We start from the raw sequence: 26,541 nt of genomic DNA, 5'->3' as shown, positions 1-26,541 counted from the left end.
GCTACGACGATTGATGGGCGTAACCGCTCAGATCGTAGCTTCTTGATTTAGTTCCATCGAATTACGCAACAAAGCCAGTCCAGTGCCCGTATTCATCCTTATCTGCCCGCCACTTATTTAGAGAGCTCGCATTTATTGCGAGCTTTCGTCATTTTAGCTCTTAAAAAACGAGATTTAGAAATCCTCGCTCGTAAACGAATCCGGCACTTCACTATATTCCAGTTAAAAGCCCGCTAATGTTTAGCGGGCTTTTAACTTCGATTTTCTAAAGTTTAAGCAAACTTCTTAATCATTTCAGACAGGTCATTGGTGCAATTTTGCACTTTGGTGTTCATATGATTCGTTTCAGTCATCAGTTCATACGATTCACTGTACTTTAAATTAAGCGACTGGATGTTTTCATTTATTTCATCCGTTACATAAACCTGCTCTTCTATCGCGACCGCAATTTGTTGGTTTCGTTCGACGACGTCCTGAACAAGGGATTCCAATTGTTGAATGCTATCCAAAGCAGTACCTAACAATGTTACCGTTCCGGTCGACATTTCGTTACCTTTCTCTAACGCAGAAACCGCTGATTTGCTCCCATTTTGAATCCCTTCAATGGCCGATTTAATCTCTGTTGTCGATTCCTGAGTTCTTTTAGCTAAGGTTCTCACTTCATCTGCTACAACGGCAAACCCTCTGCCTTGTTCGCCTGCCCTCGCGGCTTCAATAGCAGCGTTCAACGCTAATAAATTAGTTTGTTCGGCAATACCATTGATGACTTCAACAACAGTTCCAATTTGCTCGGTTTGTTGGTTCAAACGTATGACCACTTTAGATATTTCGCCGAGCTCACCCACCAACTCTAAAACCGATTGGTTAACATTATCGATAACGCTACGGCTGTCTATCATCGTATTTTGTGCTTCTAACGTAGCCTCGGCGGTCGCTTGAGCATTATTTGATATCTCAGATGAAGAGGCTTGCATCTCGTTGACCGCTGTTGCGACCGAGTCAATCTCCACTTTCTGTGCGCTTAAGTTCTCCGTCACTTGCTGGCTATTTGTCGCAGCACTGTTAGCACTTGCGCGCGTTTCTTCGCAAGAGTCTTTTACAGACACGCCAACGCGCCCCAATAGCGCATTTGCAAATTGCTTACGCATCTTCATACCCAGCTCAATCTCAGCCAGATCGTTGATTCTTCCGCAATAAATATATTCCATGAGTGGATTATTGAAGTCTTGCCTAGCCTGTTTAGCGAGCTTCTCAACTGGTCTGGTTAATACATAAATAGAGAAAACGGAAAGTAACGCAACAACGCCAAACGCTATCACTGGTGATTGATTCATTTGTAGAATGAGTAAGCCAAGAAGGTTTGAAATTAAAAGGAAGAAGGCCGATCTCATCCACAACGTGTACGAGGAAGATACATTTTCCACGGCTTACGATTATTTCGAAGCTTCGAATACGCTTTTTCCGCTCGCTGGATGTGTATACGCTCAGGTTTAAATCTCACTGATTGGTATTCCACAACTTCACCATTAGATTTTATAGGAGAAGCAAACGCGTCAACCCAATAATAGCCGCCGTTTTTACGTCGATTTTTGACCATTCCCATCCAGTGTTTGCCAGTTTTCAGGTGAGTCCATAAATCTTTAAAAGCCTGTTTTGGCATATCAGGATGACGCACAACATTGTGGGGTTTACCAATAAGCTCCCCTTCATCAAACCCCGCTACTTCATTAAAGTTTTCACTGGCATATTTGATGTAACTGGAGGTATCGGTAATGGAAACTAGGCTGTAACTCGAGGGGTAATCGTATTCCGTTTCACTCATAAACATGTGTCCTTACATTGATTAATTAACAAACGGCAAATATGAACTTATCGGCATAACATTCACATGCATAATGATAGGTTGATTCAAAAATAAAACAAAATTATTGACAAGTTTACTTATTACTTAATGACTCTAGTCGCATTTTTATCCTCTAATACAAGGCTTCGTTAATATGCACAAGACTGAGTACTGTTCAAAATTAATACACAAAAGCGCTTCCGTACTGAGTTCGTAAATTGTTATAAGTAATCCACTAAAACGAAAACAAGGAAGACAAACACAATGACTATTCACTTTCGTCAGCTTGCAGCTAAGAGAAATACGACACACTTGTTTATTGACGATTGGAAAATTAACACTCAGCAGTCTTGGGGGATATTCAGCGCGGATGGAGATATTGGCTCTCTGCTTGGAGACCTTATTTGTGATGAAATATCACCAAATAGTGGGGAAATTGAGCTAAATGGGCTGTCCGTTGCGCAAGTGTCGTTATCAGAGCAACAGCGATTACTGGAAAGAGAATTAGAAAAAGATGATACGGATTTTCTTGATCGTATCGACCAAGGAAGCACTGTTTATTCATTAATCCTAGAACAAAGCCAAGACACTAACTTAACTGAACAGCTAGTTAATGATCTCGACCTAAGTCATCTTAGAGATAGTGGCTTCCGTGTTCTCTCTACCGGAGAAACCAGAAGAGTAATGCTCGCCCGAGCTTTAGCCACACAACCTGACTTAGTATTACTCGATAATCCATTTACTGGCTTAGATATTGCGCACCGAGCTGCTCTCGCTCGCTATTTACACTCGCTTTCTCAAAATGTGCAACTACTCATAACCTTCTCTCGCGAATCTGACATGCCTGAGTGGATCAATAGCATCGCGCTTTTCAGTGCAGGAAAGCTTGATAGTACAATGGATAAGTCCAGTTGGGATAATCATCCAATCATTGGACAAATTAAATCTCAGTCAAAGCAACAGAGTGAAGAAATGATGAGCTTGATACGTCAGCATCAGCACTCGACACCATTCAACAACCCAATATTTGAACTAAAGAATGGGACTGTTGAATACACCGATAAGAAGATTTTTACTGACTTGAACTGGCGCATAGACAAGGGCCAACATTGGCAGGTCAAAGGCCCAAATGGTTGTGGAAAGAGTACCTTACTTGGATTGATCTTTGGCGATCATCCGCAATGCTACAGCAATGACATTGATATTTTTGGTAAAAAGCGTGGTACTGGCGAGACAATCTGGGAAATTAAGCAGCATATCGGTATGGTGTCTTCAGCGCTACACCTCCAATATCGAGTCAATTGCAGCGCATTAGAAGTCATTTTGTCAGGATTTTACGATTCGATTGGGTTGTATAACCAGCCAACTCGCAAAGAAATGGATATTGCAAACGAGTGGCTCGATATCTTACATATGAGCCAGTACAAAAAAACCTCATTTAAGCAATTAGAGTACGGTCAGCAGCGACTGTTACTGATTGCAAGAGCCATCGTGAAACAACCCACATTATTGATTTTGGACGAGCCGTATCAAGGGTTAGATTTTTTGGGTAGACGGTTAGTTAAGAACACACTTGAACTCATCGCTAGAGAGAATTTAAGCCAACTATTGTATGTGTCTCACTACCAAGAAGACCGCTTAGATAGCATCAAAAATGAGTTAGAGTTTGTGTTTGATGAAAATGCTCAGTGTTATAGAGCTAACGTCTACCAATCATAATGACTTCGCTGCGCAAGCTGCTCATAAGGTAATGGTTTGGAGTACAGGTACCCCTGATGATATCTCACTCCCATCTGCTTTAAGTGTTCAGCTTGCGCTATGGTTTCCACGCCTTCAGCGATCAATTGTACTTGTAATTCTTCCGCGAAGTGAACCATCGCTTTTAAGACAGAAGCACTAAGGCTAGGAATACCAATAGTTTCGACAAAGCACTTATCGATTTTTAAGTAATCTATGCGCATGTGCTGTAGAAATGCTAACGAGGTTTGGCCAGTTCCAAAATCATCGATCAGCACATCAATACCATGCACTCGCAGCGCTGCAATGCATTTTCTCGCCTCTGAATCAATGAGCTGACGCTCTGTTATCTCAACCCCTAATGAGACTTTGTTTCGGCTCAACTGTCTGTCGAGCAATTGAATTTTTCTGATCGCGTTTGGTCCGACTAAATAACCAGGCGGCACGTTAATACCAAGGTGGACAGGCTGATCAAAGCCTAATTTACTGAAGTCCTCTGCCGCTTTATCCAGAACGAAATCAGTAAGTAAAAAAACCAATCCACTTTGCTCTGCCGCAGGGACAAACTCATCCGGAGAAATGAACCCCTTACTTTGATGCTCCCATCGCACAAGCGCTTCAAACCCGAATAACTGGCCGGTATCAACGTTAACTTGCGGTTGGTAATACAGGGTCAACTCTCCTCTTTTTATCGCTCTTTTAAGATCCAGTATCAAATTGCGATGGGGATCAATAAACTTATTCAACGCATACAAGCAAAGGTAGATAACAAAAATAATTGGAATTGAGTACAAAAAATAGGAAAGTGTTCTCTGTTTGACGAAAAGATCGCTGGCTTCGCTCAAAGCTTCATACTCAAACATTTGCGACGATTTGATACCGATAGGATTACTTCCCGCTCTTAATGCTCCTTCAGGTGAAACTTGATCATGGATAAACAGCGCAGAGCGTTTTAGGCGTAAATCGTTGTTAAACCCTATTGTCGCATTAAAGTAGTCATGATCGATAATCGTTACGGCTTGATAACCCCGCTCTCCCTCCGTTACCACAAGCAAGAACTGATCGTACAAGCTATCAACACTACCAAACGCTAACGTTTGTCCCTTAGGAAAGGTGATGTGCTCAGCTAACGGTTTAGAGATACTTCCCAATTTCGAAGAACAAGTAATGACTCCCTCTTTCACAATGAGCATTTCTTCAATATCTCGTTCAAACATTAAGCTTTGCTGGAGCTCTTCACATCGTTCAGGGTGTAGCAACGCCGTGCGGTTTTCTGTCTCTATTTGGAATAAAATTTCATCTGCAATTTGCACATTTTTTTCTAATAAATGATTGAGATTGTTTTGCACGCTTTCACGAGCTAAATACAAAACCTCTCCAATAACCAAGGGAATAGGCAGAAGAAAAATGATGGCTTTTTTAAAAATCGCCTTATTCAGCATATAAAAGTAACCTTTTATAAAACCGATTTACTGAGATGGTACCTCGATTCCGATACCCGCTAGCAACTCACGTTTTTTAACATTATTTGTTTGGATTAACTCAGTATGCGAAACGCTGAGTAATACCGCAAACTAAACAATGTCTTATTCACTCCTGTTCCAATTTAGTATCAAGCGCCTCAAACCTGAGACTTTAATTCGACACCATGTTATGTCTATCGGTACTTGCGAAAGTCTTTACCTGTCTGTTTCTCATCGTGTAAGAATTACCCATTAAAATTATTTTTCTTTTCTCAGTGATTAAGAATTATATTTGTCGTAACTCCTACAACACGTTACAACACTCTCATGACGACAAACAAAGCTAATGCTAACCAGGTAAACGAAAAATCACTGCAGTTGTTAATGCAAGTTGCAGTTAGTCCGTTCCCAGTTTCTGCGAAAACGCTAAGCGAGCAATTGAACGTTCCTTTAAGCAGCCTTTACCGACACTTAAAACTGCTTAAAGAGTGGAACTTGATCGAAGAAAGCGTTCACGACAAGACATTTGTCGTTGGTCCGGCGGCATTATTACTCATGCACAGCTATGAGACCGCGCAACATGGGCTCGACATGGTCGAAACCATACTGGCTAGGTTGGTACAACAAACCGGGGAAATGGCCGCTTATATGGTACCAGCGGGTTATCGTGCGCTTTGTGTCAGACAGAAAGAAAGTATGCAGGCGCTGCGTTGCAGCTTCGTCCAGGGTCAAAGTCAACCTCTGCTGCGCGGTGCCTCATCTAAAGTGATGCTCGCTTTTATGCCTCAAAGTCGATGCGAGAAAATCTTGAGATATTTTAATCAAGATCACCGACGCGACGAGTGGGAAAAAGAGCTCACAACCATCCGTAAACAAGGATATGCCGTCAGTACTTCTGAAATTGACCCTGGTGTGTCAGGTATTAGCGCACCGGTAATGAAAGGAAGCAAACTGATTGGCGCAGTCTCGGTGATGGCTCCGGCCCACCGAGTCGAAAAGGACAAGCAGCGCATTATTTTACATGTACTGCAAGCGGCAAGGGCACTACCACCAGAAAGGTAATTCATCATGTTAAGCTTTTTCAAACGCTATAAACTCCACCACACCGTGAAACAGCCGCAGCATTACCCTTTTTCTTTTATGACAGTGTGTGAGTATTTGCCACCCATGTCTAAGGGCGCGTTTGAATTAGCTGATCTAAGTTTGGAAAATGCTAGTGATTGGCTTTACCAACAACATGATCATGAAACCGCTGAGAACTATGGGCACTTCAACCACGACAAACTGGAGAATGGCGAGTTTCAGGAAGCGTTAAGCCTTTCGCTTTCTCGCCACTCAATTCCTGTTTTAGTCACTAACTGTACCGAGGCAATCTTGTCCATGTTACCTGTGGTCGTATCCTATCGAGACGAAGTGGGTGTCGTAAATATCGGGCATAACATGAACTTGAAGCCGACACTTGAGCCACGCTTAGGCTCTGCATTCCATTTTGCTCTTTCTCGCTATCAAAACGTACGATTGTTTTTTGCTGGCGTCAGTGAGCAAGAGACGAAGCAGGAAACGTGGGAATACGCGGAAGATCAAGGTTGTGATTGGGTGACCGAGAAAGAGTTTTCTTTTCGTCATCGCAATAACGTCAAGCAACAGATCGGCAATTACCTCGACCACTGCGACCAAATAATCATTAGTATCGACCTTGGATCTCTAAAAACCAAAAACAGCCTTGATGGCGCGTCAGAAATTGATATCCAAATGGTTCTACGCACGATTAGGCAATGTTTGGTTGCAGGTAAAGTGAGAGCAATTCAGCTCGTTGGCGATCGAGATTGCCTGGTGTATTCGAGACAAACGAAAGCCATACTAGAAGAGTTATATCAGATGGCTCCACTCATCGTTCACGCTGCCTAGCGTTATAAACATTCAGAATCAGGATCGCGTCCTTCCTGATTCTGAATCAACATGCTTACTTATTATCCTTAACTAACAAATAGTTACACATATAAAGCGACACATATCACACTTACCTCTTGAACTAACCTGACACTTACGTTGTAATAAGGCTGCTAAACTTTGGTATGACATACGAAATAAAAAATAACCAAAGTTCAATAACTAAGCGGCTTCAAAACAAAAAAGTACCGCAGCTATTCCAATTTCAGTGAGCATTTGCTCACGCTCGCTTGATGCCATCTTGTTCCATTCATTAGGACATTTGATGATGCGTCTTTGCAGTATTTTCACTGCGGTTCTTTTTTTACCGCTAACCTCACACGCCACCACTTATGACTTAGCAGATATCAAGTCAAACACTAATGTTGCCTTTTGTAAAAACGGAACCATTCATGTAACGGGTTCTACTTACGATTGCACTACAAATATTGTTCTCCCGAAAGGCGATCAAATTATAAATAGTAGTCAAAGCTCATCGTCTTTAACCGCTCATGGTTCCATAACACTCCGTGGGCAGAATGTCATAGGCTCAAAGGAAAGCCCTATAAACATCAAAGCTAAAGGAACTTGGTTAAAAATTAATGGTAATAGCTACGTACTAGGTAATGTCTCTGCTTTAGGTTCTATAAAAATAACTGATAGTGAAATCGAAGGAGATATAGAAACCAATGGTGTTGGTGGAAATGGCCGTTCTGTCGAGTTTTACGGAGAGCACAACGTCCTTAATGGCAACATCATTGCTCAAAGTGACGTGTACATCGAATCTGGTATGTTCTGCGGTGATATCAAATCAAAAGGAACAAAAGTAGAAATTAATCAACTGGAATCGTCGCTTTCTAATACACCAATAGTTGTGGGCAACATTAATGCTCTATCGGGGATAAATCTTAATAATACGACAGTTTTTGGTTCTTTGACATCTCAGGGACATACTGTAGATACAGGTTTTGGCACGACCAAAATATATGCGAATAAGCAAGCTATTTCGGCAATGCATTTTTCAATTAATAACTCCAATACTTCTATTTGTGGTAGTGTGACAGCCACCCTAGAATCAAGTTCAAATTTCAACCACTATTGTGGCATTGATGAACCCAATTGTAGTTACGCAAATCAAACACCAACAACTTGCCCTATTCCTTCTTATATCCCTGAATGTAAAATTACGCCTCCATCAGAGAACGACTTAAACCTCAGCGTCACACCATCGGACGACATGGCACTGATGTGCGGCGACGATCTTCCGCAATTTACAGCAACAACAACCAATAATGGAGAAGTTGTAAGCTCAGAAGTCAGTGCTGTCCTATCACACCCTGACTTGTTCACTTTAGAGGTGGTTAAAGGTCAGCAGACATTAGGAGCCAACCAATTTATATCTGACGAGAATGGTGAACTTGTTGTTCGAGTGGTTCCGAATAATATTGATACGATCTCGTTAGATACCAACTACACACTAACTTTCACTATGGCGAAAGACACGAGCAAGCATCAAACTGTTCGCTTTATGTTTACGCCATTTATGTTTGAGGCCTACTCAAAGACGAAAAGCGCAACTTTAAATGAAATACGCGTTATTGCAGGTAAACCAGAAAACGTGCATACGCGATTGCTTACTTGTGCCTCCACCGGCGAACCTGTAGTGGCAAGCAACTACAATGGTACGCCTAAGGTTTTTCATCCATTGGTTCAACCATTAGGAGGAAGTGAAGGAAACTTTAGCTATTCAGCGGAATTTAAAGACGGCTTGTCTGAACATGGTCTTATCACGAACGAGTCCGGCATATTTGAAGTGACATTGTCCGATCATTTTGAATGTGAGGGATTTGAAGAGTGTCCAGAAGAAGGCAAAGTGGAAGTGAAAGGGACATTTAATGTGCACTCGCGACCATGGACACTCGCTATTTGTGACAACCAACGTGCTTTGCCTTCTGGCACCTCTGAACAAGGTGATGGGTTTATCGCTGCTGGAGAACTTTTCTCTCTAACAGTGAAACCAATCATTTGGCAACCTGACGGCTCTGTAAGTGGTTCTGTTGAATCAGCACGTTATTGTGATGCTTCTATCACCCGTAATTTTATGCTTGATGACGCTCCAGCAGCATCCGTTGTCTTGTCGAGTGAGCAACATACGCCATCAGAGACAGCGAACCAAACCTCAAAATTGCTAAAAAGTAGTGACTCGCTAGCTCAGGCGCATAATTCAGCCAAGAATGATCAATTCGTCTTTAATGGATTATATTGGGAAGAAGTCGGGAGCTTGAGAGTAAAAGCAAACCTAGAAAGTAAATATCTAGGTATGACTGTGAACGAAGGCTATCGTTACGTTGGTCGTTTTTACCCAAAATATTTTCAAGTGCAAGACCAAGAATGGCACTACCCACATGGCCAAACTTTTGCTTACATGAATCAACCTTTTGAGAAAGTCACTTACGATGTTGTCGCACTCAATGCGAATAAGGAAAACGTGAAGAATTACGTCCACTTTTCGTCTAACCTTCAACAACATTTCGATTTAGGCGAGCTAAGCTCATACTCCGATCGGTTTTTGCCGCCTAAGCCTAAGAAGGTAGACTGGAAACTACTGGGTAGCGCGAGTGTTGGAACGTTTGTTATAGAGAAGCCCTCGACCAATGCGACTTGTAACAATAGCCCATGCTGGAAAAAGAACACGACAGATAAGCAATATCCTGATGGCCCATTTAATAAAGGGACTAACAGTGACAGCAGCAAAATAGGTATAGTCACGACTAAAGCCGTTGATGAGGTAAATTTCTTTGATAACAGCGAAATGCTCACTCAACAACCGGACATTCGATTCGGTCGTTTGAACTTTCAAGATGTAGGTGGCAACCAAGGCATGGTGTTCAAAGTGCCACTTGCTGTAGAAACTTGGCAAAACGGTCGATTTACGACTAACTTCGATGACAGTTCAACGACGGCGAATGGTGAATATTACTTCAGCACGCCAATTTGGTCGAATGCGCCTGCAAACAACGCCATGCTTTCTGGAGTTGGGACAATGCATGTTGGCAGGATGACCGATATCGTTGCAAGCCAAATTGACTCAGCACGCGAGCAAATACAATTCCACCTGGATTTAGACGGCTCAGGTAATCGCATCCCTTGGCTGAAATACGATTGGGATAACACGACAAGTGAAGAGGAAAATCCACCTGTTACAGTTACGTTTGGTATTCACCGAGGAAACGATCGCATTATTTATCGTGGTGAACCCAATATGCTTGGCCTAAATTAACGCGAAACGGCAAACAAAAAGAGCCCCTCAATTGAGGGGCTCTTTTCATCACAAACTGATGTAATTTACTTTGCGCCACGACGCGCTTTCAGGCGCTTCACCATAGCAAGACGACGCTCTGCCGACCCTTGGTCTGTTGCCGACTGGTTCGGATTATTACGACGACCTTGACGATTCTTGAATGCTGGTTTTGAGTGCAGCTTTTCAATGTAAGATTCACGCTGTTTTGGTTCATAGCCAGCAAGCTCAATACGCCGAATTCGCTGCTGGATTAAATTTTCAACCTGAACAACCGTGAGTTCTTCATCTCGATTTACAAATGAAACGGCATGACCTTGTTTACCTGCACGGCCTGTACGACCAATTCGGTGAACGTAATCTTCCGCTAGGAAAGGCATGTCATAGTTCACAACGTGAGGTAAATCTTCAATATCTAGACCTCGAGCAGCGACATCGGTAGCCACCATGACACGTGCTTTACCGGACTTGAACTCTTCTAACGCACGACGACGAGCACTTTGAGCACGGTCACCATGACAAACCACCGCTTTGATACCATCAAGTTTCAGCTCTTTTACTACTTCGTTTGCGGTCTCTTTGTAGTTCACAAATACCAACACTTGTTTCCAGTTTTTACGACCAATCAGCTCCGAAAGCAGTTCCGTTTTTCGCTCTTGATCAACTGGATATAACACGTGAGCAACTGTCTGTGCTGTCGTATTCGCTCGCTCAACTTCAATACGCTTAGGCTTACGCAGGATATCTTTTGCTAACAGATTTAGTTGGCTCGAAGTCGTTGCTGAAAACATCATAATTTGCGGATCAGTATCCACATCTAGCATGATCTTACGTACTGCGTGAATAAAGCCCATGTCCAAGATACGGTCTGCTTCATCAAACACTAAAAACTCTAAGTGTGCGACCGAGACATTACCTTGTTCAATGTGCTCTTCCAATCGACCTGGTGTAGCCACTAGGATATCTACACCGTTTTCTAATGCCGTTACTTGAGAAGACATTTTACGGCCACCGAAAATCGCAGCCACCGACAGGTTCGTGTACTTCGTGTAAGCTTTGATGTTGTCAGCAATTTGTTCAGCAAGCTCACGAGTTGGAGCCAAGATAAGTGCGCGAGCAGTCTTACGAGAAGCGCTACGGTTACTGTCTAGCAACTGCTGAATCATAGGCAGAGAAAACGCAGCCGTTTTACCAGTACCTGTTTGTGCTGTAGCGAAAATATCATGGCCTTTGCGAGCCATTGGAATCGCCTTCTGTTGAATTGGCGTTAACTTTTCATAACCGCATTCTGCCAGTGCTTTAACCACTTCTGGCGCAAAACCTTGAGATGAAAATGACATTGAGCGTATTCCTTAAACAAACCACTAAAAATAGCTTTAAAAATTTAGCCGTGCACTATACCCGAATTTGAGTGATTTATCTCACTTTTCTCATTGAAATCCTACAAAAGAAAAACCGGTGAGCACAGATATATTAGTGGTTCACCGTTTTCGTTTAACCTTTGCGCGATTTAATGTTTGATGCCAGATAACTGAAGGAGAATTCGCTCAAGCTCATCCCATGGCAACAGCTGAGAATCTATCACTTCTAATCGTGATTCAAAGCCTTCTAAGCTGATTTCATTCACCGACACGACTCGGTTGGCAACATTAAACGCGTAACAACCTTGATCCGTATTGACCACTGCTTTAACACGCTCTGCGGTCAAGTCCGAAAGCATAGAGAAAAGCTTTTCAAAATCAAACTTATACTCTGCCCCAAACAACCACCCACAACTAAAATAACCCTGCCCTTTGTTCTCTTTGCGCACAAAGGCTTCACCAGGCGCCAATTGGAATTGAGGCTCTTGATGAGCGTGGTCATGATGATGTGACTCGATATGGGAAGAAGCGCTGCCGTAAACCCGCTCAATATCCAAGACTTCTATCGGCAACTCACCGTCATGAATAAGCTTACTGAATACTTTTGAAGGGGATTGGTCCGTCACCCAGTCATTAAACACATCAAGGTCGTGGCTGGAACATAGGTCAACCTTACTACCAATAACCACATCTGCACTGTCTAACTGGTCCACGAAGTTTTGGTTAGAAAGATACTTTTCATCACTTAAGTTACGCGGATCAACCAAGGCAATCGTCGCTTTAAGATCAACGTAAGGTTCATACTGCTGTGAGGTAAGCGTCGCGATAACCTGTTTTGGATGACCAAGGCCTGTCGGCTCAATCAATAAACGGTCCGGTTTTTGACGCAATAATGCTGTGATACCTACCGACATCGGCACACCCGCAGTGCAGCACATACAACCACCCGGCACTTCTTTAATCAGCGCGCCTTGGTCGGTCATCAATGCACCGTCGATGCCAATCTCACCAAATTCATTGACCAAAACCGCCCAGTTTTCTTTTTCCGGTTTGTTCTTCAGTAGATTTAAAATCGTGGTCGTTTTACCGACACCCAAAAATCCGGTCAGTATGTTGGTTGGTACTCGATTTGACATGCTTATCTCCGACACGTTAGTGCATTAATGCTCCAGCAAAGTATACGGAGAATGTGACTCGCTTCAACGCTTTTTATCGCACTCATCAAGCTCATTGCGTGATGCGTTGGCACACATTTTTCGAGCTTGTTTGGGTTGACTTATCAACTCTGAACGCTTCATATCAGACAGGTATCTACTGGTATAAATAACGCAAGTAAAAAACGCGATAACAGCGACTACGATGGGAAGAACTCCGAGCGTGTTTTCGAATTTAAGCGCAGCAATAGCCAACGCGAAAACAACGACAGAGATAAGTGCGATTGACTTACTTTTGTTGCTTTTCATAATAACTCGCCTTTCGTAAAGTTAGCCCCTAACACCTCCTGTACTAGAGGAATGCCAGTTTGGAACAACATCCAACCTGACTATTCAATGCTACTCCTTTCGCTACTTGTGAAATTTGACAAAGCTAACATTTACTACAACATCAAACGACGAGCTTATTATTATCTTTCAGACACTTACTGGATTTTAAAACACTTACTAGCAAATCGTTCCACCGCTTACCAGGATATCGCTATCATTGGCAATACAAACTTGCGCCACCAGCCTTAGCCCTTCGACTATCATGTCCAAAGACATAGAAGGCTGACTGCCATCTACTGCTTGTTCTGGCAATAATGGGATATGAACAAACCCATGACGAATAGGTTTGTCTTTTAGATAATGTTGGATGCCATAAAAAAGGTGGTTACATACAAATGTTCCGGCACTGTTGGAAATCTGGCTAGGTATCCCCTGCTTTTGCAGCGTTTGAACAACACGCTTTATCGGCAGCGTCGAGAAGTAAGCATCAGGACCATCGGCCACCACGGGTTCATCAATCGGCTGATGACCAGCGTTATCTGGAATACGAAAATCATCGACATTAATTGCGACACGCTCTGGGGTTATCGCGCTACGCCCGGCCGCTTGCCCTACAGTAATCACACAGTCTGGCTGGTGCGCTTCTATTGCTTCAATAACGACTTTCACCGAGTCATATCGAACTACGGGGACTGGGCAAGTAACTATCACACCGCCTTTTATGGCCGCAGCCTCTAATTGCTTGACCGCTTCTAAGGCGGGGTTAATGGCGTCACCACCAAAAGGTTCAAAACCGGTAATCAGGACTTTCTTCATAACAGCCTTTAGGAAAAGAGTTTTACAAATTATTGCACTCCCCTTTACCCCATCCAATAGCAAAAGTATTGATGAGATAAACCAGACAACATTATGTGACTCATGTCTAACCAGAGAGTGTTTTCTGACTCATTGAATCTAGGCAAGTTCCGGACTATCGAGACTAACTTATTGATGATTAGTGGCAGGGCAAGGTTCTCTCATTACATGACGCACGTAGAAGCTTGGTTTCCACGCTTAACTTAGGTAGAGTACGCGACCGCAATGCAATTCGAAGAGATTGAATACAATGAATATTGATAACCATGTAATCGAAACGATTGAAGAGTTAGAGGCATTTCTGCATTTAGTAGAAAGCGGCGCTCTTGGCCTTGAAGGTGTCACTGGCGTTGCGCTAGCCACCTCTAATACCGATGGTCGTCCATTTGTTGCCGTATTAGGAGAAAAGCACCAATTGCTCCTCGGTCGCTGGGTTTCGCAGCACGTATATGACAATGGTAAAGACATCGTTCGTAACGGCCCAACCAGAAAACACTAAGCGCTCGACGCCACCTATAACATCACGCCGTCTTATACACCAAGCGTATGCTTTGAAAGCAATGCGCTTGGTGTACTCAAAAAATAAAAAAGAAAAGGCTAGCCTTTATTAATTTTGTCGGTATACTGCACATCAGCTCTTACGGAAAGAGCTATTAATGTAATTAAAGATCAAAGTTTCTCTCAGTTCCACATCGAATTCCTCGTTTACGTTCCTGCGACAAAATAGTTATCTCTAAAATCATATAGTAGCACTTGATATTAGCTAAAAATTCAATATTTAAAACAATCAAATATAGAGGTATCTATGTCTAATAAATTAACTGGTTCAGTAAAATGGTTCAACGAAACTAAAGGTTTTGGTTTTATTTCTCAAGACAATGGCGGTGATGACGTATTCGTTCACTTCCGTTCTATTGTTTCTGAAGGCTTCAAAACTCTTACTGAAGGCCAAAAAGTATCGTTCGTTGTTGAACAAGGTAACAAAGGTTTACAAGCAGCTGAAGTAACTGCTCTGTAATTCTTTGTGTGGCATCAATGTTGTTGGTGCCACAATCCCCTTCCACTTATTACTGCCCTTACTATTCTCTATCTAAGTTTATATACCCAAATCACTTACCTCTCCCACACCATCATTAATCACTTTCAATAAAGTCACTTTGGTATACATCTTTAGGTAATCACACAACCTACCTTGCAATTCCAGTTTGGAATTAAATTAATCTCATTCATATCTGAATCACTTCGCCTCATGCTTTGCTCATAAAAATAAAGTTTATAAAATAAAAGCGATTGGCGAATATAAGAGAAAAAATGAAATTAAATATATCTGCTCAATCAATAAATTCTAATAACTACGAGCACATAATCCCTAGCTGAGAGGTTGAGTCAGCACTGAAATGTCATTACATGAAGCCATTTATCGGACAACACTTCATAGGGACAGCGTGTGGAGTCACACACTTCGGGGTATTTGTTGAGTTAGAGGAACCGAACCGAAGGTCTCATTCCTTTATCAAGTTTCCAAAATGGTGAGTTCGAATTTGATGCAGTCAAACAAAAAATTTCCAGCCAGAGCGCCACGTTTACTTTAGGAGCTAAAGTGCACGTGTTGGTTAAAGACGCCGATTCGAGACAAAGAAAGATCATGTCCAACTTAAAAGACGCGGAACACGCGGTAGGTTAGCCTGTTTTAGGTTACTTTCTAATCCATTAATCAAAAATAAAAAATAAGCTTTTAATACCGCAATTAACTTGTGACATTTCGCTGACATCGACTCATTCTAAAACCCTAATATCTGACAAAGGAAACGAATCTAATTTTTGTTTCCAGACACCATCGCAGAGTGTATTTCCAGCATTCTGTTTGCCTCGAGAGGTTCTTATGACAGCCTAGGATCTCTCGAGGCTTTTTTGCATCTATTCAAACCACCTGATTCTACATCACAACTATTATCCCCTACACAAGTTGTACTTTTTAACTAGTGCACTAGATCGCGAACTCTGATTTAAGCAACTGATCACACAACCACTTCTAAATTTTGGGTATAAAAGTATCAATACTTTCGTTAACTAGGATGTAAATAATGAAAAACTCGTTTGATCTCACTATGCCCAACGAAGAAGGATACTTTGGTGAATACGGTGGTAGCTTTGTTCCACCTGAGCTTGAACAAATCATGCATGACATCAACGCAGCTTATGAGGAATGCAGCAAAGATCCTGAATTTAAAGCGGAACTCGCTCGCCTGTATAAGCACTTTGTTGGACGACCTAGCCCAATCTTCCATGCGGAAAACTTGTCTAAAAAATACGGAGCAGACATCTACCTAAAGCGCGAAGACTTAAACCATACAGGCGCACATAAAATTAACCACTGCTTAGGGGAAGCCATTCTCGCTAAAAAGATGGGTAAGAAGAAACTAATTGCAGAAACTGGCGCAGGGCAACACGGTGTTGCGCTTGCTACAGCCGCGGCATTGGTTGGCTTGAAATGCGACATTTACATGGGTGAAGTTGATATCGCCAAAGAGCATCCGAATGTCGTCCGCATGAGAATCCTTGGTGCTAATGTCATTCCTGCCACTCATGGGCGCAAAACCCTCAAAGAAGCGGTAGATTCTGCATTCGAAGCTTATCTGAAAGATCCTGATACACAACTTTATGCGATAGGCTCTGTCGTTGGCCCTCACCCATTCCCTAAAATGGTGAGAGATTTCCAATCAATTATCGGTAACGAAGCACGAGTTCAATTCAAAGAAATGACCGGCAAGTTACCCAATAATCTCGTCGCATGCGTTGGAGGTGGTTCTAACGCGATGGGGCTATTTACTGCTTTCTTAGAGGATGAACAAGTCGCCATTCACGGCGTTGAACCTGCGGGCCGCTCTTTGCAAAAGGTTGGCGAGCATGCTGCAACACTCACACTCGGTGAGCCAGGTATCATGCACGGATTTAAGTCTTACATGCTTAAAGATGCGCAAGGCGAACCTCAGGAAGTGTACTCTGTAGCAAGTGGCTTGGATTACCCATCGGTTGGGCCTCAGCATAGTTACTTAAAAGACATTGGCCGTGTCAATTACGGCTCAATCAGTGATGACGAAGCGATTGATGCCTTCTTTGAGCTGTCTCGTGAAGAGGGAATAATCCCTGCTATTGAATCCTCACACGCTGTCGCTTACGCAATTAAACTCGCACAGCAAGGAGAAACCGGCTCGATTTTGATCAACTTATCAGGCCGTGGTGACAAAGACATTGATTTTGTCGTTGAACACTACGGCGCAAAATACGGCATTGAATCACTCATATAGCCTAACTCCGTAGCCTAACCCTACATGCAAAAAGCTACCTGGTACTAGGTAGCTTTTTGTTTTTGTCTACTATTTTAAGAAGCAAGTCCCTTTACTCACTGCTCTCACTATACCTTTAGAGCATAATTCGATTAACCGATAAGAGCTGGAATGCCTGGAAGCTGACCAACAATAGCAAGGGAGCCTGCACATACGATAAACGCAGTGCCAGGAATCAGATATTTATCTTTGCGCGATAGTTCGTTAGCACGCTCATGGTCGCCGATAAGCCCGAGGTTATCCAACAGCATCGTGATTGCCCAACCGAAGACTGGATTAACGAATGCACAGGCAAAAATACAGATACCTGCACTGAGTGAATCTTTATGCTTATGGATCATCTGCATACCCGCTTCAAGGAGTGGTAAGAATACACCCACAATCAAAGCAACGCGCAGAACAGGTTCCCACATTGCTAGATCCATTGGGTAGCCAATTACCGCCGCCGCAATACACATGAAACCCGTCAACAGAGCGCCACCTGGAATAGGACGCTTGGCAATTGCGGCAGGAATCATGTACGTTCCCCAAGAAGAAGCTAGGTTTCCGCCCCCTAAGAGTGAACCAACCCCCTGACGAACAGATGCTCCGACCATCGTGTCGTCGACATCCATGAGTACACCTTTCGCTTCTTTTGGGTAGTTAAGTTCTTGAAACACACGATGGCCGAGATAATCAGGGGACCACATAGCGACTGCCAGTAGAGCAAATGGAGTCACGGCAATAAAGTGCTCTAGGGTTGGCCAGCCTAGCTGCCAGCCTGTATCTTCACCCCACCAGTAGAATGGACTGAAATTAGGTAGGCCCGGTTCTGTGGTAAAAGCAAACTCAGCGCCCATCAAATAAGCAACAATACCCGCGAGTGCAGAGCACAATGGGATAGCGAGCCAACGTTTATTGATCTTGGCTAAGTAAGCGTAAACCATAACGGTTAGGCCTATGACCACAAACGAAATGTAACCTTGGTCCGTACTTGCAGCCCACGCTTCCGTCTTATTAATTTGCCCGAGCAACCCAACGGCACCAAGGTAGATCAACAACCCTCCTCGAACCCCGATACCAGTAAGAGTCATGAGTTTAGAGCCACCTTTGGTTAAGGCGAGAATTAACCCAAAAACACACACCATCAAACCTAGCGCGAGAGGGTGCCCTCCTGCAGCTGCAATCATAGGAATCAGCGGTATCATTGGGCCATGGGTTCCCGCTAAGTTTGCATTCGGGTTTAGGATGGCAGAAAACAGTATGACGAACAGGGCTCCAGCGATAAGTAATTCGTAACGCACGTTTTCTGCAATGAATTCCGGAGATAAACCAAACTGAGCAGCAAAAGCGGAAACCATGGCAGTGACCATAACCACTTTACCAATGGTTGCTGCTAATGCCGGTACCCAGTCTTCGATTTCAATACTGTAATCACGTGAAGGCAAATGAATTCCCCAGCGACGGAAACTCATGACGGTTAAATCATGATTTAGAAAGTCTTCTCGGCTTTCAAATTCATGCGGTTTTTTGCGCACATCCCTGTAAAAAGTCTTACTTTTGTCAGACATTGAGTCATCCTTTTATGTTTCAACGTTGAACTACGTCAACTAGAGTTTCGCTTGGTAGACAGGCCTTCGACCAATACGAGACAACACCCACATCAAACTTCTAGGCCATACTAAGAAAGCGGCATGAACCAATTTTGATTTTGAGCTTATTAAGCATGTGTTGCTATGGGTAGGAATATTAGACATTAGTAAAAGAACAACAAAAATCTCACTTATTACACAATAATTTAACATCGAACTGGGACGCTTGAACTTTTAAGAGTCATTTTTGAGCAGAGAGCCAAGTAGAGCGGCCAATTCCGATTTATACTTTCAAGGTAGAGAGCACTGTGCTCGCATCCATCGCAAAGTAACTATAGGTATCTCTACATTGTATACTTTGTTAAACTCCGCCCTTTAATGAGTAAGGCCCTTAAAAATGATGACTGACGAAGAGAGAATCGAGCTGCAACAGAACAATCCACTGCACGGATTAAAGCTAGAGACTATGTTGCAAGAGTTAGTGGATTTTTACGGCTGGGACATTCTAGATACAGCAATGCGTTTTAATTGCTTTAACACTAAGCCTTCGATTGCAAGTAGCGTGAAGTATTTAAAGAAAACCGAATGGGCGAGAGAAAAATTAGAAAACTTTTACCTTTATCGCTTTAAGCGCATGCCACGCGCGAGCGAAGAAGAATACAACTTACCACCAAGAGCTCGTACCTTCCCTCATGGCCTTGAACCTAAAGAGCCAATGCCGCTAACCGTTGACTCTATTCTTAAGTCACAAGCCAAAGCAGCGTCTGCATTTAAAAAGCGTTCACCTCGCGGACGCCCTGCTCGTCGCCAATAACACTATCTTGAAAAGCAATAGAGCCCTACTGGTAGCTCCAGCAGGGCTCTATTGTTCTTTAAAGGAATGGCTAGAAGCGAAGACTCAAGCTAGTGAGCATTCCTTTTCTCTAACAACTCCCGTAAGTAAACTCACATGTAGTTTACGTTTTCTATTGATTACGCTTTTTCTTCTTTTTACCCGTACCTGCCGGCTTCGCTCGCGGCTTCATTGGTAAAAAGTAGGCTTCACTCTGATCGTCTTCCACTTCAAAACCGACTACCTGCTCGCGTTCAAGTTGGAACTTATTTTTCTTTTCTATCACTTTGAAATGGTGGTAGTCGTCGTAATCGATAAGAGATAATCCTAAACCTACTTCACCAGCACGACCACTACGACCGATTCGATGCATATAATCAGCAGGGCTACGCGGAAGATCGAAGTTAATCACCACTGGAAGTTTTTCAATATCAAGGCCGCGTGCTGCGATATCAGTGGCAATAAGAACTTGAATCTCGCCAGACTTAAAACCGTCAAGGACACGAGTACGAGCGCCCTGCCCTTTATCACCATGGAAAACTTCAGCGGTAATACCGCGTTTTGACAACTTTTGAGCTAAATGGTTACAGGCATTCTTAGCGTTCACAAAAATCAAAGTCTGTCGCCACTGATGCTGTTTGATTAAGTGCGCGAGTACCGCCGTCTTCTCACCTTTATTTACACTAAACACGCGCTGCACCAAAGTGCTGGCTTCTGCGCTCTGCAACTGAACTTCAACAGGGTCGCGGAGCAACTGCTGAGCCAACGTCGTCACTTTATCAGGGAAAGTTGCAGAAAATAACAGCGTCTGTTTCTTCTCTGGGAGTAACGCAAGAATCTTATTCAGTTCTTCGGTAAATCCGAGGCTCAACATACGGTCGGCTTCGTCAAGAACAAGCGTTTTTACTTGGTCCAACTTAATCGCGTTACTGGATACCAGATCAAGTAATCGACCCGGCGTTGCAACAATGATGTCACAGCCACCACGAAGCGCCAGCATTTGTGGGTTCACCGATACACCACCAAATACGGCAACCGTTTTGATCTTATCTCTGAGATGGTATGAGTAAGATTTGACGTTATATGCCACCTGTGATGCCAACTCACGAGTTGGTACTAAAATCAGGTGGGAAACGAAGTTGCCACGGCGATTGTTTGATTCGTCTTGCTGAACAATTTTTTGCAAGATTGGCAGCGAAAAAGCAGCGGTTTTACCAGACCCCGTATTGGCACCACCAATAATATCTTTCCCTTCAAGGATATCAGGAATAGAACGGGATTGAATGGGCGTCGGTTGGCTGTATTCCAACGCTTCTAGTCGCTCGACTAATGTTGGAATCAGGCCAAGATCGGCAAATGTCGCTTGCTGTGTTTTATCTGTCATTACAATGAGTGGCTCAGTGCTAGTAAAGGCCGTGTATCTTATGCTATTTCGCGTCTGGATGTTAGAGATAATGGCCCAAACAGAAGATTGGTGAAAGAAGCACTATAGGGTTCAGGAACTTCCTTTCACTAACATGAGTTAATGGTTTCGATAACCAATACTCTACGACCAAGATGGTAGCGTTCGCGACAAGCAAAGGGAAAAGGAGCCAGGCATTCTGACTCCTGTAAAGCAAAATACAGCTTGAGAAAACCCTATAGCTTATAATTGGCGAAAAATGCGTTACGACAAATAGAATATTAGCAACTAATGGATAACTTCAAGTATTGAGAGCTAGCGAATGACATGTACATACGCTAGCAGGGTGCTTGTGCCAAGAGCTTGAAAGATAATTTAATCGCACGAACTAGGGTCTAAAACATACGTCCGACTTGAGGATTTTAATGTAAGTTCTTGTTCAGAAGTACATTCAATATAGTCATATTGCTTTATTTTTTCTCTCGTGTTGTTATCTAACCATATGGCAGAGGCAATAGAACTTAATACTATTATCGCTACAGAATATAGCCCTGTTTTTGTCGAAAATGGTACTTTTAGTAATAGTTCTGTTGACCTGTGTAGCATAGCTATGGGAATGATCGCTATAAAACCAAATATTAGAAGGCCTACAAAAGAAGCAACATTGTTCACTAAACCTGCTAGTTTTACTTTAGGAATGATACCGATTGAGTTGTTAATGCTAATTAACTCATTAATTGAGCTGTAGCTCAACCACACCATAAAAACCATAAGAGGCCAACTAGCCATCACTTTAAGCCAACGCTTTATCTTTAGTCTTCGGTTAAATTTTTCATTAGAAATCATTAATAGTTTTCTCTACTTGATTCTTCATCGGTTCCGTGAATTTAAATTGGTCATCTAGTTTAGATATTTCCTTTCCTACAATAAACGCAGTAACAGCGAAAATACCAAGTGTTAGAGCGGTTGGCACAACAAGTACCGTACTTAATGTTGCGACTCCCAGAATAGTTATTCCTTGAGCGATAACTCCTGCGGCAATGCCCTTAGATATATCCGCTGTAAATTGGCCGACCACTTCACCTAGCGTTTTTTCATCATGTAGAATGTAGTCAACCGCATTAACCGCACCACTAAACACAAGTTCAACATAGATGTTGCCTTTCAAGAAACTGACATTGCCTTGAACAGTATTTAGAGCATGACCAATTTTAAGCATTTGTGGTGTTGCTTCTTGCCAACGGATACCTAGGTCTAAATATTTAGGCTTGTAGTTCTCAACCACAATATTCATTACACCATTGATATTGACAGCTTTAGCGGTTGCCCCCAACCGCCAAGCTCTTTAGCGACCTCATAAGCGCCTTTAAGCCCCATGCCTACGCCAGTGTAGTCCTTGCCGTTCGAAAGTTGTCCATGCGAGTCTTTGATGAGCAAGTCTAAATACTCGTTACCTTCTTCAACAGTCAGTACCGCAATACTCACGTTCTCTTGTTGAGAGGTGTCCCACTGATATTCTTTAGCTTGCTTTTGTAAATCATCGTTCCATTCTTTTTCTGTTAGGTCGTAAGCTTGTTGGACCGCTTTGCGTTCAGCAAGAACGCGCTCTCTATTTTCAGCCCATCGTTTCTCATCGCTCGCGGTAGATCTCAGCTCTTCCTGACGTTCTCAGCGTTGACGTGCTGCTCGTTCTCTAGTGGTTTCTTGTCTTTCTTCTGGGGCTACAGGAGAGGATTCATATCTCATGGGAGTCGGTTTTACTGATAAATAAAAAGGATAATAACAATATTTTCAGTGATTTATCATCCCCAACAAGATTGCATGATGATTTAACCAATTAAATAGGCAGTTTGACTAATCAAACAAGCACAATGAAGGCTCAATAGTGTTGAGTTACATTCAATCGGATAACTTTTCGTAGGGTAAAACGTACGAACCAAATTTTGTAGAGTATTTATTCCAGTTCTTTTTTGGGCAATAAAGAGTTAGCCTAACGGTCTGGCTCTTTTGAATGAAAACACATGGTATCGTGGAATAACTAGGGAGGCTGTGGCAGATTACACTCACTTACTCCTTAGGCAGGTGACCAATTTCCTTCGCAAGCTTTTGCATCGCCTCGGCAAACGTTGTTGTCCCGCCTTTAGCTTTAACCTGTATTACCTTATATCCCAACTTTTCCAACGCTTGGCGCTCTGCCAAAACAGCTTTGTCATTGTGTTGGCTACCTTGAGCTGGCTGATGAATGTAACATCCCTCTAGTTTACCATCTTCGACCAATTGGTGATGTTTCAGTGCATCGATATCAAAATTCATAATAAGTCTTTTCATTAAGAGTGGGAGTTTCTGTGGCTAGTTACATACGCTTCAAAGGCTTCACGACACTATCTAAGCCTTCAATTTTGAGCGCTAAACATAGCTTGAGCAAATCCCCTAGCTCGCCGCTTGGCCAGCCCTTTTTATCAAACTAAAAACAATCAACTTTCTTCGGGAAAGATCACAAATTGTATCATTGAGTACTATACATATTCATGTCGATAGTGTCATAAAAACCAAGATAAACTCTAAAAGTGCTATTCATCAGAATAGCCTTCCAGTGCGAGGAAACGGATACAAAGGACGGAAAAGCTTTCAACAACAGCAAAGGCCGAGATAGTTAAAGGTGCATCCGTAAAGAATTGGCAGATAATGGTAATAGCCTTAATGCAAAACTATTGCAGCAAACATAAAATGTCCGTCGCTTAGCACCAGTTGTCTCTGGTCGTTACCGCACGGCTCCGGATCAAAAATGGGTGGGTGATATCAGATATTTTGCCACAAGCGAAGGTTAGCTGTACTTGACTATCATCTTTGATCTTTACTCACGACAAGTGATCGGTTGGTCTATGGGTACGTGGATGATGGCTACGCTAGCCTGTGATGTACTATCTATGGCCCAGTTCCGTCGAGGCTCCCCTGAGTCGGCTTGTTCATAGTGCTCGAAATAACCCATATAACTCAAAAGACTATCGAGGCTGAATAACGAATTACAATTTAAAGTAGCACGTGGTTAGAAAAGGAAACTGCTGGGAGACTGGCTGTATTGAGAGCTTTTTCCATTGTGTGAAAGTTAAAGAGATCCAATACGAGCCGATCATGACCAAAGATGAGATGCGCCAAACGGTCTTCGAGTTCATTGAGGTTGATTTTATTCTTACGAGTAGGCTCAGTGCGCTTAGTTATTTAAGCCCAGTTCACTTCATCAAGCAACATGTCGCTTGATGAAGTGCCCAGTCAGGTTGGAATAGGTCACTATTATAATAAACGCATTCTGTGACAGAGAGTGAGTCAGGTAAGTCACTCTCCTTAAACATCACATCAGCTATGCACGACGTTCGGAACTGAAATAGTCATACAATAAATCAAGTGGCGTATGTCCCGCATGTTCTAACACTCTCGCGCGCAGTATCCCTTCTGTGCAATCGGCTAACTCATCCCAATCTGGATTGGAACTCAGAAACAACTCTCCACAACTGTCAGGAGTGTTTTTGTTCCAGATTTCCTCAATCTGATATTCGAGGTCACCATTAAAATCTAAATTATCTTCCAGATCTTCAACAAAATTATCCCATTCATCCAAGGTCATCCATATGCCACCTGTACCATGAACATTAAGAGCATAAAACTCAAAATCTGGAATATATGGTGATGATTTTGATAGGAATGGAGTATTTAATACTATGCCATCAGGATCAACGGCAGCACTTAACTGCTGGTCAGAGCCACAGAATACATCACATTTTAGGAGTCTAGAATAACGCGCGTTGCTTGCTAACTCATCACTTAGTCCTGCAAATTTGAGCGCCTCAATTAGCTCTTCAGTCCTGATCAGTGCCGACTCTTGTTTTTGCATGGACTGATAACAATTGAATCCAGCGTTTCTAGCAAGTTGCTGAAATCCTTGATTTAGAGAACATCGCCTATTTTCTAGTGGGATAGTACGAAATTCCGTCTTAAAAATATCAGATAGAATCTTGGTCGATACCTCAGAGAAAGAAGCAAATGCATTGGTTAACATAACTCACCTTATAGCTGGCTAATTTACCGAACGCGTCTGATTTTGTTGATACGGCATACCCCAGCCATGGATTCATTATTACCAAATAGGTACCCTCATTTTTACAGCAGACGCACCATTGCCATGAGTGGCAAATATGAGTATACAGAATCAGATAAAAATGACAACATATTGTTTTATAGGGTAAAAATAATACTTTTATTTATATTAGTGCATACGATTATGAATAAAAAAAACGAAGTAAATTTATTTACGCAGTAGGACTATATTATCGAATAGGAGGTAATTTATGAGGGTTCTATATATCAACGCGTTCTCGCTCCTATACTCAGGACGCTTTATCAACAGTATTGAGTCTATACGCGATGCATACCGATCAGGTCATTATAAAAAAAGCTCAGAGGTGATGGAGTCAATACCACACGATCCCCTGTCTGCAAGGCTTCTAGAGCAGGCTGCCAAATTAGCAGGAATGTTAATTTATCCAGTAGAACCTAAAGGTGCATGGAAATTAATTAGTGATAGAAACATTTTTAGGCGCTCATCCCTTGCTCCTGATATCGACTGGACTGGAAAATTAAGAATGGGGAGTGATAACCATATTGCACGCATACGAAAACACGTTGAGATAGCTCGTGTCAGTGAGTGGCGCAGTTGTGGGGATTTGTATTACTGGGAACTGAATCATCTGCAACACCTGCATTTAAAAAGCCCATCGAATAAGGGGGTAACACCACAACTATTGCGTCAAATCCGAGCTATCGAACAGGTAAAGTTATGAATGATGATAAACAACAAGAAGAATTTGAAGAAGGCTCCATCAGATTTATGCAAACAATCCTACAGGAGAAGGCGCTAGCCTCTGTGGTTATGGGAAAAAATGGCAATGTTGTAGTCCAGTATTGCGACAGCATTACGGTATACAAGCAGGACAACTCTGCGTATCTGGCTGCTAAGTTACTGAAGCTAGTAGCAGAAGCTCAAGAAGGTTAATGCAATTAGAGCATTGGGAAAACAAAATCAACAGCCTCATGCTTGTTATCACGCACATGAGGCCACTGATGTATCACACTGCTTTAGTCTAGAGCACAATAATCTAAATGTTCAAGAAGACAATTCATCAAATGATGAGAAACGGTGTTCAGGTCAAAAGCTGTTATTTTTTTGTTAAGAATGTTTGGATAAAGTGGCTAAAGGTGGCCGTACTCTTAAACTCAAATAGGGTGGCCAAATTCACTACGCCACTACATTGAGCTTAATCGCGCAAAATATTTATTTTTAGACACTGATCTACACGACTCCTATCTTTGGGGCAGAAACCAATAAGTAGCCAACAACTCAAGAACCTAAGATCAGAATTAGCAT

Annotated in this window: 20 protein-coding genes and 5 pseudogenes; 12 read left to right on the top strand and 13 right to left on the bottom strand. The window is 42.6% G+C overall.

Annotated elements, in window-relative coordinates; genetic code table 11:
• Positions 1–272 precede the first annotated feature (272 nt).
• Positions 273–1,822 (bottom strand): annotated as a pseudogene (locus R7E78_RS19080) (PAS domain-containing methyl-accepting chemotaxis protein).
• A 285-nt stretch (positions 1,823–2,107) separates the two neighbouring features.
• On the opposite strand from R7E78_RS19080, the gene modF reads away from it, so the two are divergent.
• Positions 2,108–3,562 carry a molybdate ABC transporter ATP-binding protein ModF gene (gene modF, locus R7E78_RS19075; RefSeq protein WP_104976535.1) on the top strand — a complete coding sequence of 485 codons (1,455 nt, stop codon included), beginning with the start codon at positions 2,108–2,110 and terminating at the stop codon, positions 3,560–3,562.
• On the opposite strand, the gene R7E78_RS19070 is transcribed toward modF, so the two are convergent.
• Complete coding sequence (locus R7E78_RS19070; protein WP_054574374.1) at positions 3,550–5,022, bottom strand: EAL domain-containing protein; 1,473 nt, start codon at positions 5,020–5,022, stop codon at positions 3,550–3,552. The two genes, modF and R7E78_RS19070, sit on opposite strands and share 13 nt — an antisense overlap.
• Positions 5,023–5,370: 348 nt before the next feature.
• Between R7E78_RS19070 and R7E78_RS19065 the strand changes: the two genes are divergently transcribed.
• From R7E78_RS19065 to R7E78_RS19055, 3 genes are all read left to right on the top strand, one after another.
• Positions 5,371–6,105 (top strand): IclR family transcriptional regulator, encoded by a 735-nt coding sequence (locus R7E78_RS19065; RefSeq protein WP_318058142.1) that lies wholly within the window; start codon positions 5,371–5,373, stop codon positions 6,103–6,105.
• A gap of 6 nt (positions 6,106–6,111) precedes the next feature.
• The gene (locus R7E78_RS19060; RefSeq protein WP_258629414.1) at positions 6,112–6,951 is read left to right on the top strand and encodes an arginase; all 840 of its coding nucleotides are present in this window, start codon (positions 6,112–6,114) and stop codon (positions 6,949–6,951) included.
• A 310-nt stretch (positions 6,952–7,261) separates the two neighbouring features.
• Positions 7,262–10,252 carry a DUF6701 domain-containing protein gene (locus tag R7E78_RS19055; RefSeq protein WP_411913760.1) on the top strand — a complete coding sequence of 997 codons (2,991 nt, stop codon included), beginning with the start codon at positions 7,262–7,264 and terminating at the stop codon, positions 10,250–10,252.
• Between the two features lie 65 nt (positions 10,253–10,317).
• Here the strand turns inward: R7E78_RS19055 and R7E78_RS19050 are convergent, their stop codons facing one another.
• The 4 genes from R7E78_RS19050 to pcp form a co-directional block, all read right to left on the bottom strand.
• Positions 10,318–11,610 (bottom strand): DEAD/DEAH box helicase, encoded by a 1,293-nt coding sequence (locus R7E78_RS19050; protein ID WP_005375652.1) that lies wholly within the window; start codon positions 11,608–11,610, stop codon positions 10,318–10,320.
• Positions 11,611–11,780: 170 nt separating this feature from the next.
• Positions 11,781–12,767, bottom strand: a complete 987-nt coding sequence (locus tag R7E78_RS19045; protein ID WP_017821090.1) for a CobW family GTP-binding protein — start codon at positions 12,765–12,767, stop codon at positions 11,781–11,783.
• Between the two features lie 63 nt (positions 12,768–12,830).
• A complete protein-coding gene (locus tag R7E78_RS19040) occupies positions 12,831–13,094 on the bottom strand; it encodes a hypothetical protein (RefSeq protein WP_115386714.1) in 264 nt (87 codons plus the stop codon).
• 198 nt (positions 13,095–13,292) lie between these two features.
• The gene (gene pcp / locus R7E78_RS19035) at positions 13,293–13,931 is read right to left on the bottom strand and encodes a pyroglutamyl-peptidase I (RefSeq protein WP_064354607.1); all 639 of its coding nucleotides are present in this window, start codon (positions 13,929–13,931) and stop codon (positions 13,293–13,295) included.
• A 289-nt stretch (positions 13,932–14,220) separates the two neighbouring features.
• Here pcp and R7E78_RS19030 point away from each other — a divergent pair, with 289 nt between their 5' ends.
• From R7E78_RS19030 to trpB, 4 genes and pseudogenes are all read left to right on the top strand, one after another.
• Complete coding sequence (locus R7E78_RS19030) at positions 14,221–14,469, top strand: hypothetical protein (RefSeq protein WP_005375646.1); 249 nt, start codon at positions 14,221–14,223, stop codon at positions 14,467–14,469.
• Positions 14,470–14,775: 306 nt separating this feature from the next.
• Complete coding sequence (locus tag R7E78_RS19025; RefSeq protein ID WP_005375644.1) at positions 14,776–14,988, top strand: cold-shock protein; 213 nt, start codon at positions 14,776–14,778, stop codon at positions 14,986–14,988.
• 359 nt (positions 14,989–15,347) lie between these two features.
• Positions 15,348–15,654: pseudogene (locus tag R7E78_RS19020) on the top strand (S1 RNA-binding domain-containing protein); the annotation flags it as partial.
• 400 nt (positions 15,655–16,054) lie between these two features.
• A complete protein-coding gene (gene trpB, locus R7E78_RS19015) occupies positions 16,055–17,278 on the top strand; it encodes a tryptophan synthase subunit beta (RefSeq protein ID WP_005375643.1) in 1,224 nt (407 codons plus the stop codon).
• A 131-nt stretch (positions 17,279–17,409) separates the two neighbouring features.
• On the opposite strand, the gene R7E78_RS19010 is transcribed toward trpB, so the two are convergent.
• The gene (locus tag R7E78_RS19010; RefSeq protein ID WP_053303744.1) at positions 17,410–18,867 is read right to left on the bottom strand and encodes a DUF3360 domain-containing protein; all 1,458 of its coding nucleotides are present in this window, start codon (positions 18,865–18,867) and stop codon (positions 17,410–17,412) included.
• 418 nt (positions 18,868–19,285) lie between these two features.
• Between R7E78_RS19010 and R7E78_RS19005 the strand changes: the two genes are divergently transcribed.
• Entirely contained in the window at positions 19,286–19,702 is a 417-nt protein-coding gene (locus R7E78_RS19005) for a VF530 family DNA-binding protein (RefSeq protein ID WP_005375544.1), read from the top strand.
• A gap of 151 nt (positions 19,703–19,853) precedes the next feature.
• On the opposite strand, the gene R7E78_RS19000 is transcribed toward R7E78_RS19005, so the two are convergent.
• The 5 genes and pseudogenes from R7E78_RS19000 to R7E78_RS18975 all read right to left on the bottom strand — a co-directional run.
• A complete protein-coding gene (locus tag R7E78_RS19000; protein ID WP_005375545.1) occupies positions 19,854–21,104 on the bottom strand; it encodes a DEAD/DEAH box helicase in 1,251 nt (416 codons plus the stop codon).
• 393 nt (positions 21,105–21,497) lie between these two features.
• Positions 21,498–21,968 carry a hypothetical protein gene (locus R7E78_RS18995; RefSeq protein ID WP_086047304.1) on the bottom strand — a complete coding sequence of 157 codons (471 nt, stop codon included), beginning with the start codon at positions 21,966–21,968 and terminating at the stop codon, positions 21,498–21,500.
• Positions 21,958–22,868, bottom strand: a pseudogene (locus R7E78_RS31200) (hypothetical protein). The gene R7E78_RS18995 and the pseudogene R7E78_RS31200 overlap by 11 nt, the downstream one beginning before the upstream one ends.
• A 321-nt stretch (positions 22,869–23,189) precedes the next feature.
• Entirely contained in the window at positions 23,190–23,435 is a 246-nt protein-coding gene (locus R7E78_RS18980) for a hypothetical protein (RefSeq protein ID WP_318058140.1), read from the bottom strand.
• A 40-nt stretch (positions 23,436–23,475) separates the two neighbouring features.
• Positions 23,476–23,586 (bottom strand): annotated as a pseudogene (locus tag R7E78_RS18975) (putative quorum-sensing-regulated virulence factor); the annotation flags it as partial.
• Between the two features lie 133 nt (positions 23,587–23,719).
• On the opposite strand from R7E78_RS18975, the pseudogene R7E78_RS31195 reads away from it, so the two are divergent.
• A pseudogene (locus tag R7E78_RS31195) lies at positions 23,720–24,380 on the top strand (DDE-type integrase/transposase/recombinase); the annotation flags it as partial.
• A 100-nt stretch (positions 24,381–24,480) separates the two neighbouring features.
• Here the strand turns inward: R7E78_RS31195 and R7E78_RS18965 are convergent.
• Positions 24,481–25,176, bottom strand: a complete 696-nt coding sequence (locus R7E78_RS18965; protein ID WP_140280359.1) for a hypothetical protein — start codon at positions 25,174–25,176, stop codon at positions 24,481–24,483.
• Positions 25,177–25,465: 289 nt separating this feature from the next.
• On the opposite strand from R7E78_RS18965, the gene R7E78_RS18960 reads away from it, so the two are divergent.
• Together R7E78_RS18960 and R7E78_RS18955 are read left to right on the top strand one after the other, a co-directional pair.
• Entirely contained in the window at positions 25,466–25,957 is a 492-nt protein-coding gene (locus R7E78_RS18960; RefSeq protein WP_318058139.1) for a hypothetical protein, read from the top strand.
• Complete coding sequence (locus R7E78_RS18955; protein WP_025794853.1) at positions 25,954–26,169, top strand: hypothetical protein; 216 nt, start codon at positions 25,954–25,956, stop codon at positions 26,167–26,169. The genes R7E78_RS18960 and R7E78_RS18955 overlap by 4 nt, the downstream gene beginning before the upstream one ends.
• The last annotated feature ends 372 nt before the right edge of the window (positions 26,170–26,541 follow it).

The sequence above is a fragment of the Vibrio sp. YT-19(2023) genome, assembly GCF_033337395.1.
This window is presented reverse-complemented; position numbering and strand designations above follow the sequence as displayed.

What these genes read in the sequence shown, in the direction of transcription:
- modF (WP_104976535.1), top strand. Translation starts at nt 2,108, where the DNA reads ATGACTATTCACTTTCGTCAGCTTGCAGCTAAGAGAAATACGACACAC.
- R7E78_RS19070 (WP_054574374.1), bottom strand. Translation starts at nt 5,022, where the DNA reads ATGCTGAATAAGGCGATTTTTAAAAAAGCCATCATTTTTCTTCTGCCT.
- R7E78_RS19065 (WP_318058142.1), top strand. Translation starts at nt 5,371, where the DNA reads ATGACGACAAACAAAGCTAATGCTAACCAGGTAAACGAAAAATCACTG.
- R7E78_RS19060 (WP_258629414.1), top strand. Translation starts at nt 6,112, where the DNA reads ATGTTAAGCTTTTTCAAACGCTATAAACTCCACCACACCGTGAAACAG.
- R7E78_RS19055 (WP_411913760.1), top strand. Translation starts at nt 7,262, where the DNA reads ATGCGTCTTTGCAGTATTTTCACTGCGGTTCTTTTTTTACCGCTAACC.
- R7E78_RS19050 (WP_005375652.1), bottom strand. Translation starts at nt 11,610, where the DNA reads ATGTCATTTTCATCTCAAGGTTTTGCGCCAGAAGTGGTTAAAGCACTG.
- R7E78_RS19045 (WP_017821090.1), bottom strand. Translation starts at nt 12,767, where the DNA reads ATGTCAAATCGAGTACCAACCAACATACTGACCGGATTTTTGGGTGTC.
- R7E78_RS19040 (WP_115386714.1), bottom strand. Translation starts at nt 13,094, where the DNA reads ATGAAAAGCAACAAAAGTAAGTCAATCGCACTTATCTCTGTCGTTGTT.
- pcp (WP_064354607.1), bottom strand. Translation starts at nt 13,931, where the DNA reads ATGAAGAAAGTCCTGATTACCGGTTTTGAACCTTTTGGTGGTGACGCC.
- R7E78_RS19030 (WP_005375646.1), top strand. Translation starts at nt 14,221, where the DNA reads ATGAATATTGATAACCATGTAATCGAAACGATTGAAGAGTTAGAGGCA.
- R7E78_RS19025 (WP_005375644.1), top strand. Translation starts at nt 14,776, where the DNA reads ATGTCTAATAAATTAACTGGTTCAGTAAAATGGTTCAACGAAACTAAA.
- trpB (WP_005375643.1), top strand. Translation starts at nt 16,055, where the DNA reads ATGAAAAACTCGTTTGATCTCACTATGCCCAACGAAGAAGGATACTTT.
- R7E78_RS19010 (WP_053303744.1), bottom strand. Translation starts at nt 18,867, where the DNA reads ATGTCTGACAAAAGTAAGACTTTTTACAGGGATGTGCGCAAAAAACCG.
- R7E78_RS19005 (WP_005375544.1), top strand. Translation starts at nt 19,286, where the DNA reads ATGATGACTGACGAAGAGAGAATCGAGCTGCAACAGAACAATCCACTG.
- R7E78_RS19000 (WP_005375545.1), bottom strand. Translation starts at nt 21,104, where the DNA reads ATGACAGATAAAACACAGCAAGCGACATTTGCCGATCTTGGCCTGATT.
- R7E78_RS18995 (WP_086047304.1), bottom strand. Translation starts at nt 21,968, where the DNA reads ATGATTTCTAATGAAAAATTTAACCGAAGACTAAAGATAAAGCGTTGG.
- R7E78_RS18980 (WP_318058140.1), bottom strand. Translation starts at nt 23,435, where the DNA reads ATGAATTTTGATATCGATGCACTGAAACATCACCAATTGGTCGAAGAT.
- R7E78_RS18965 (WP_140280359.1), bottom strand. Translation starts at nt 25,176, where the DNA reads ATGTTAACCAATGCATTTGCTTCTTTCTCTGAGGTATCGACCAAGATT.
- R7E78_RS18960 (WP_318058139.1), top strand. Translation starts at nt 25,466, where the DNA reads ATGAGGGTTCTATATATCAACGCGTTCTCGCTCCTATACTCAGGACGC.
- R7E78_RS18955 (WP_025794853.1), top strand. Translation starts at nt 25,954, where the DNA reads ATGAATGATGATAAACAACAAGAAGAATTTGAAGAAGGCTCCATCAGA.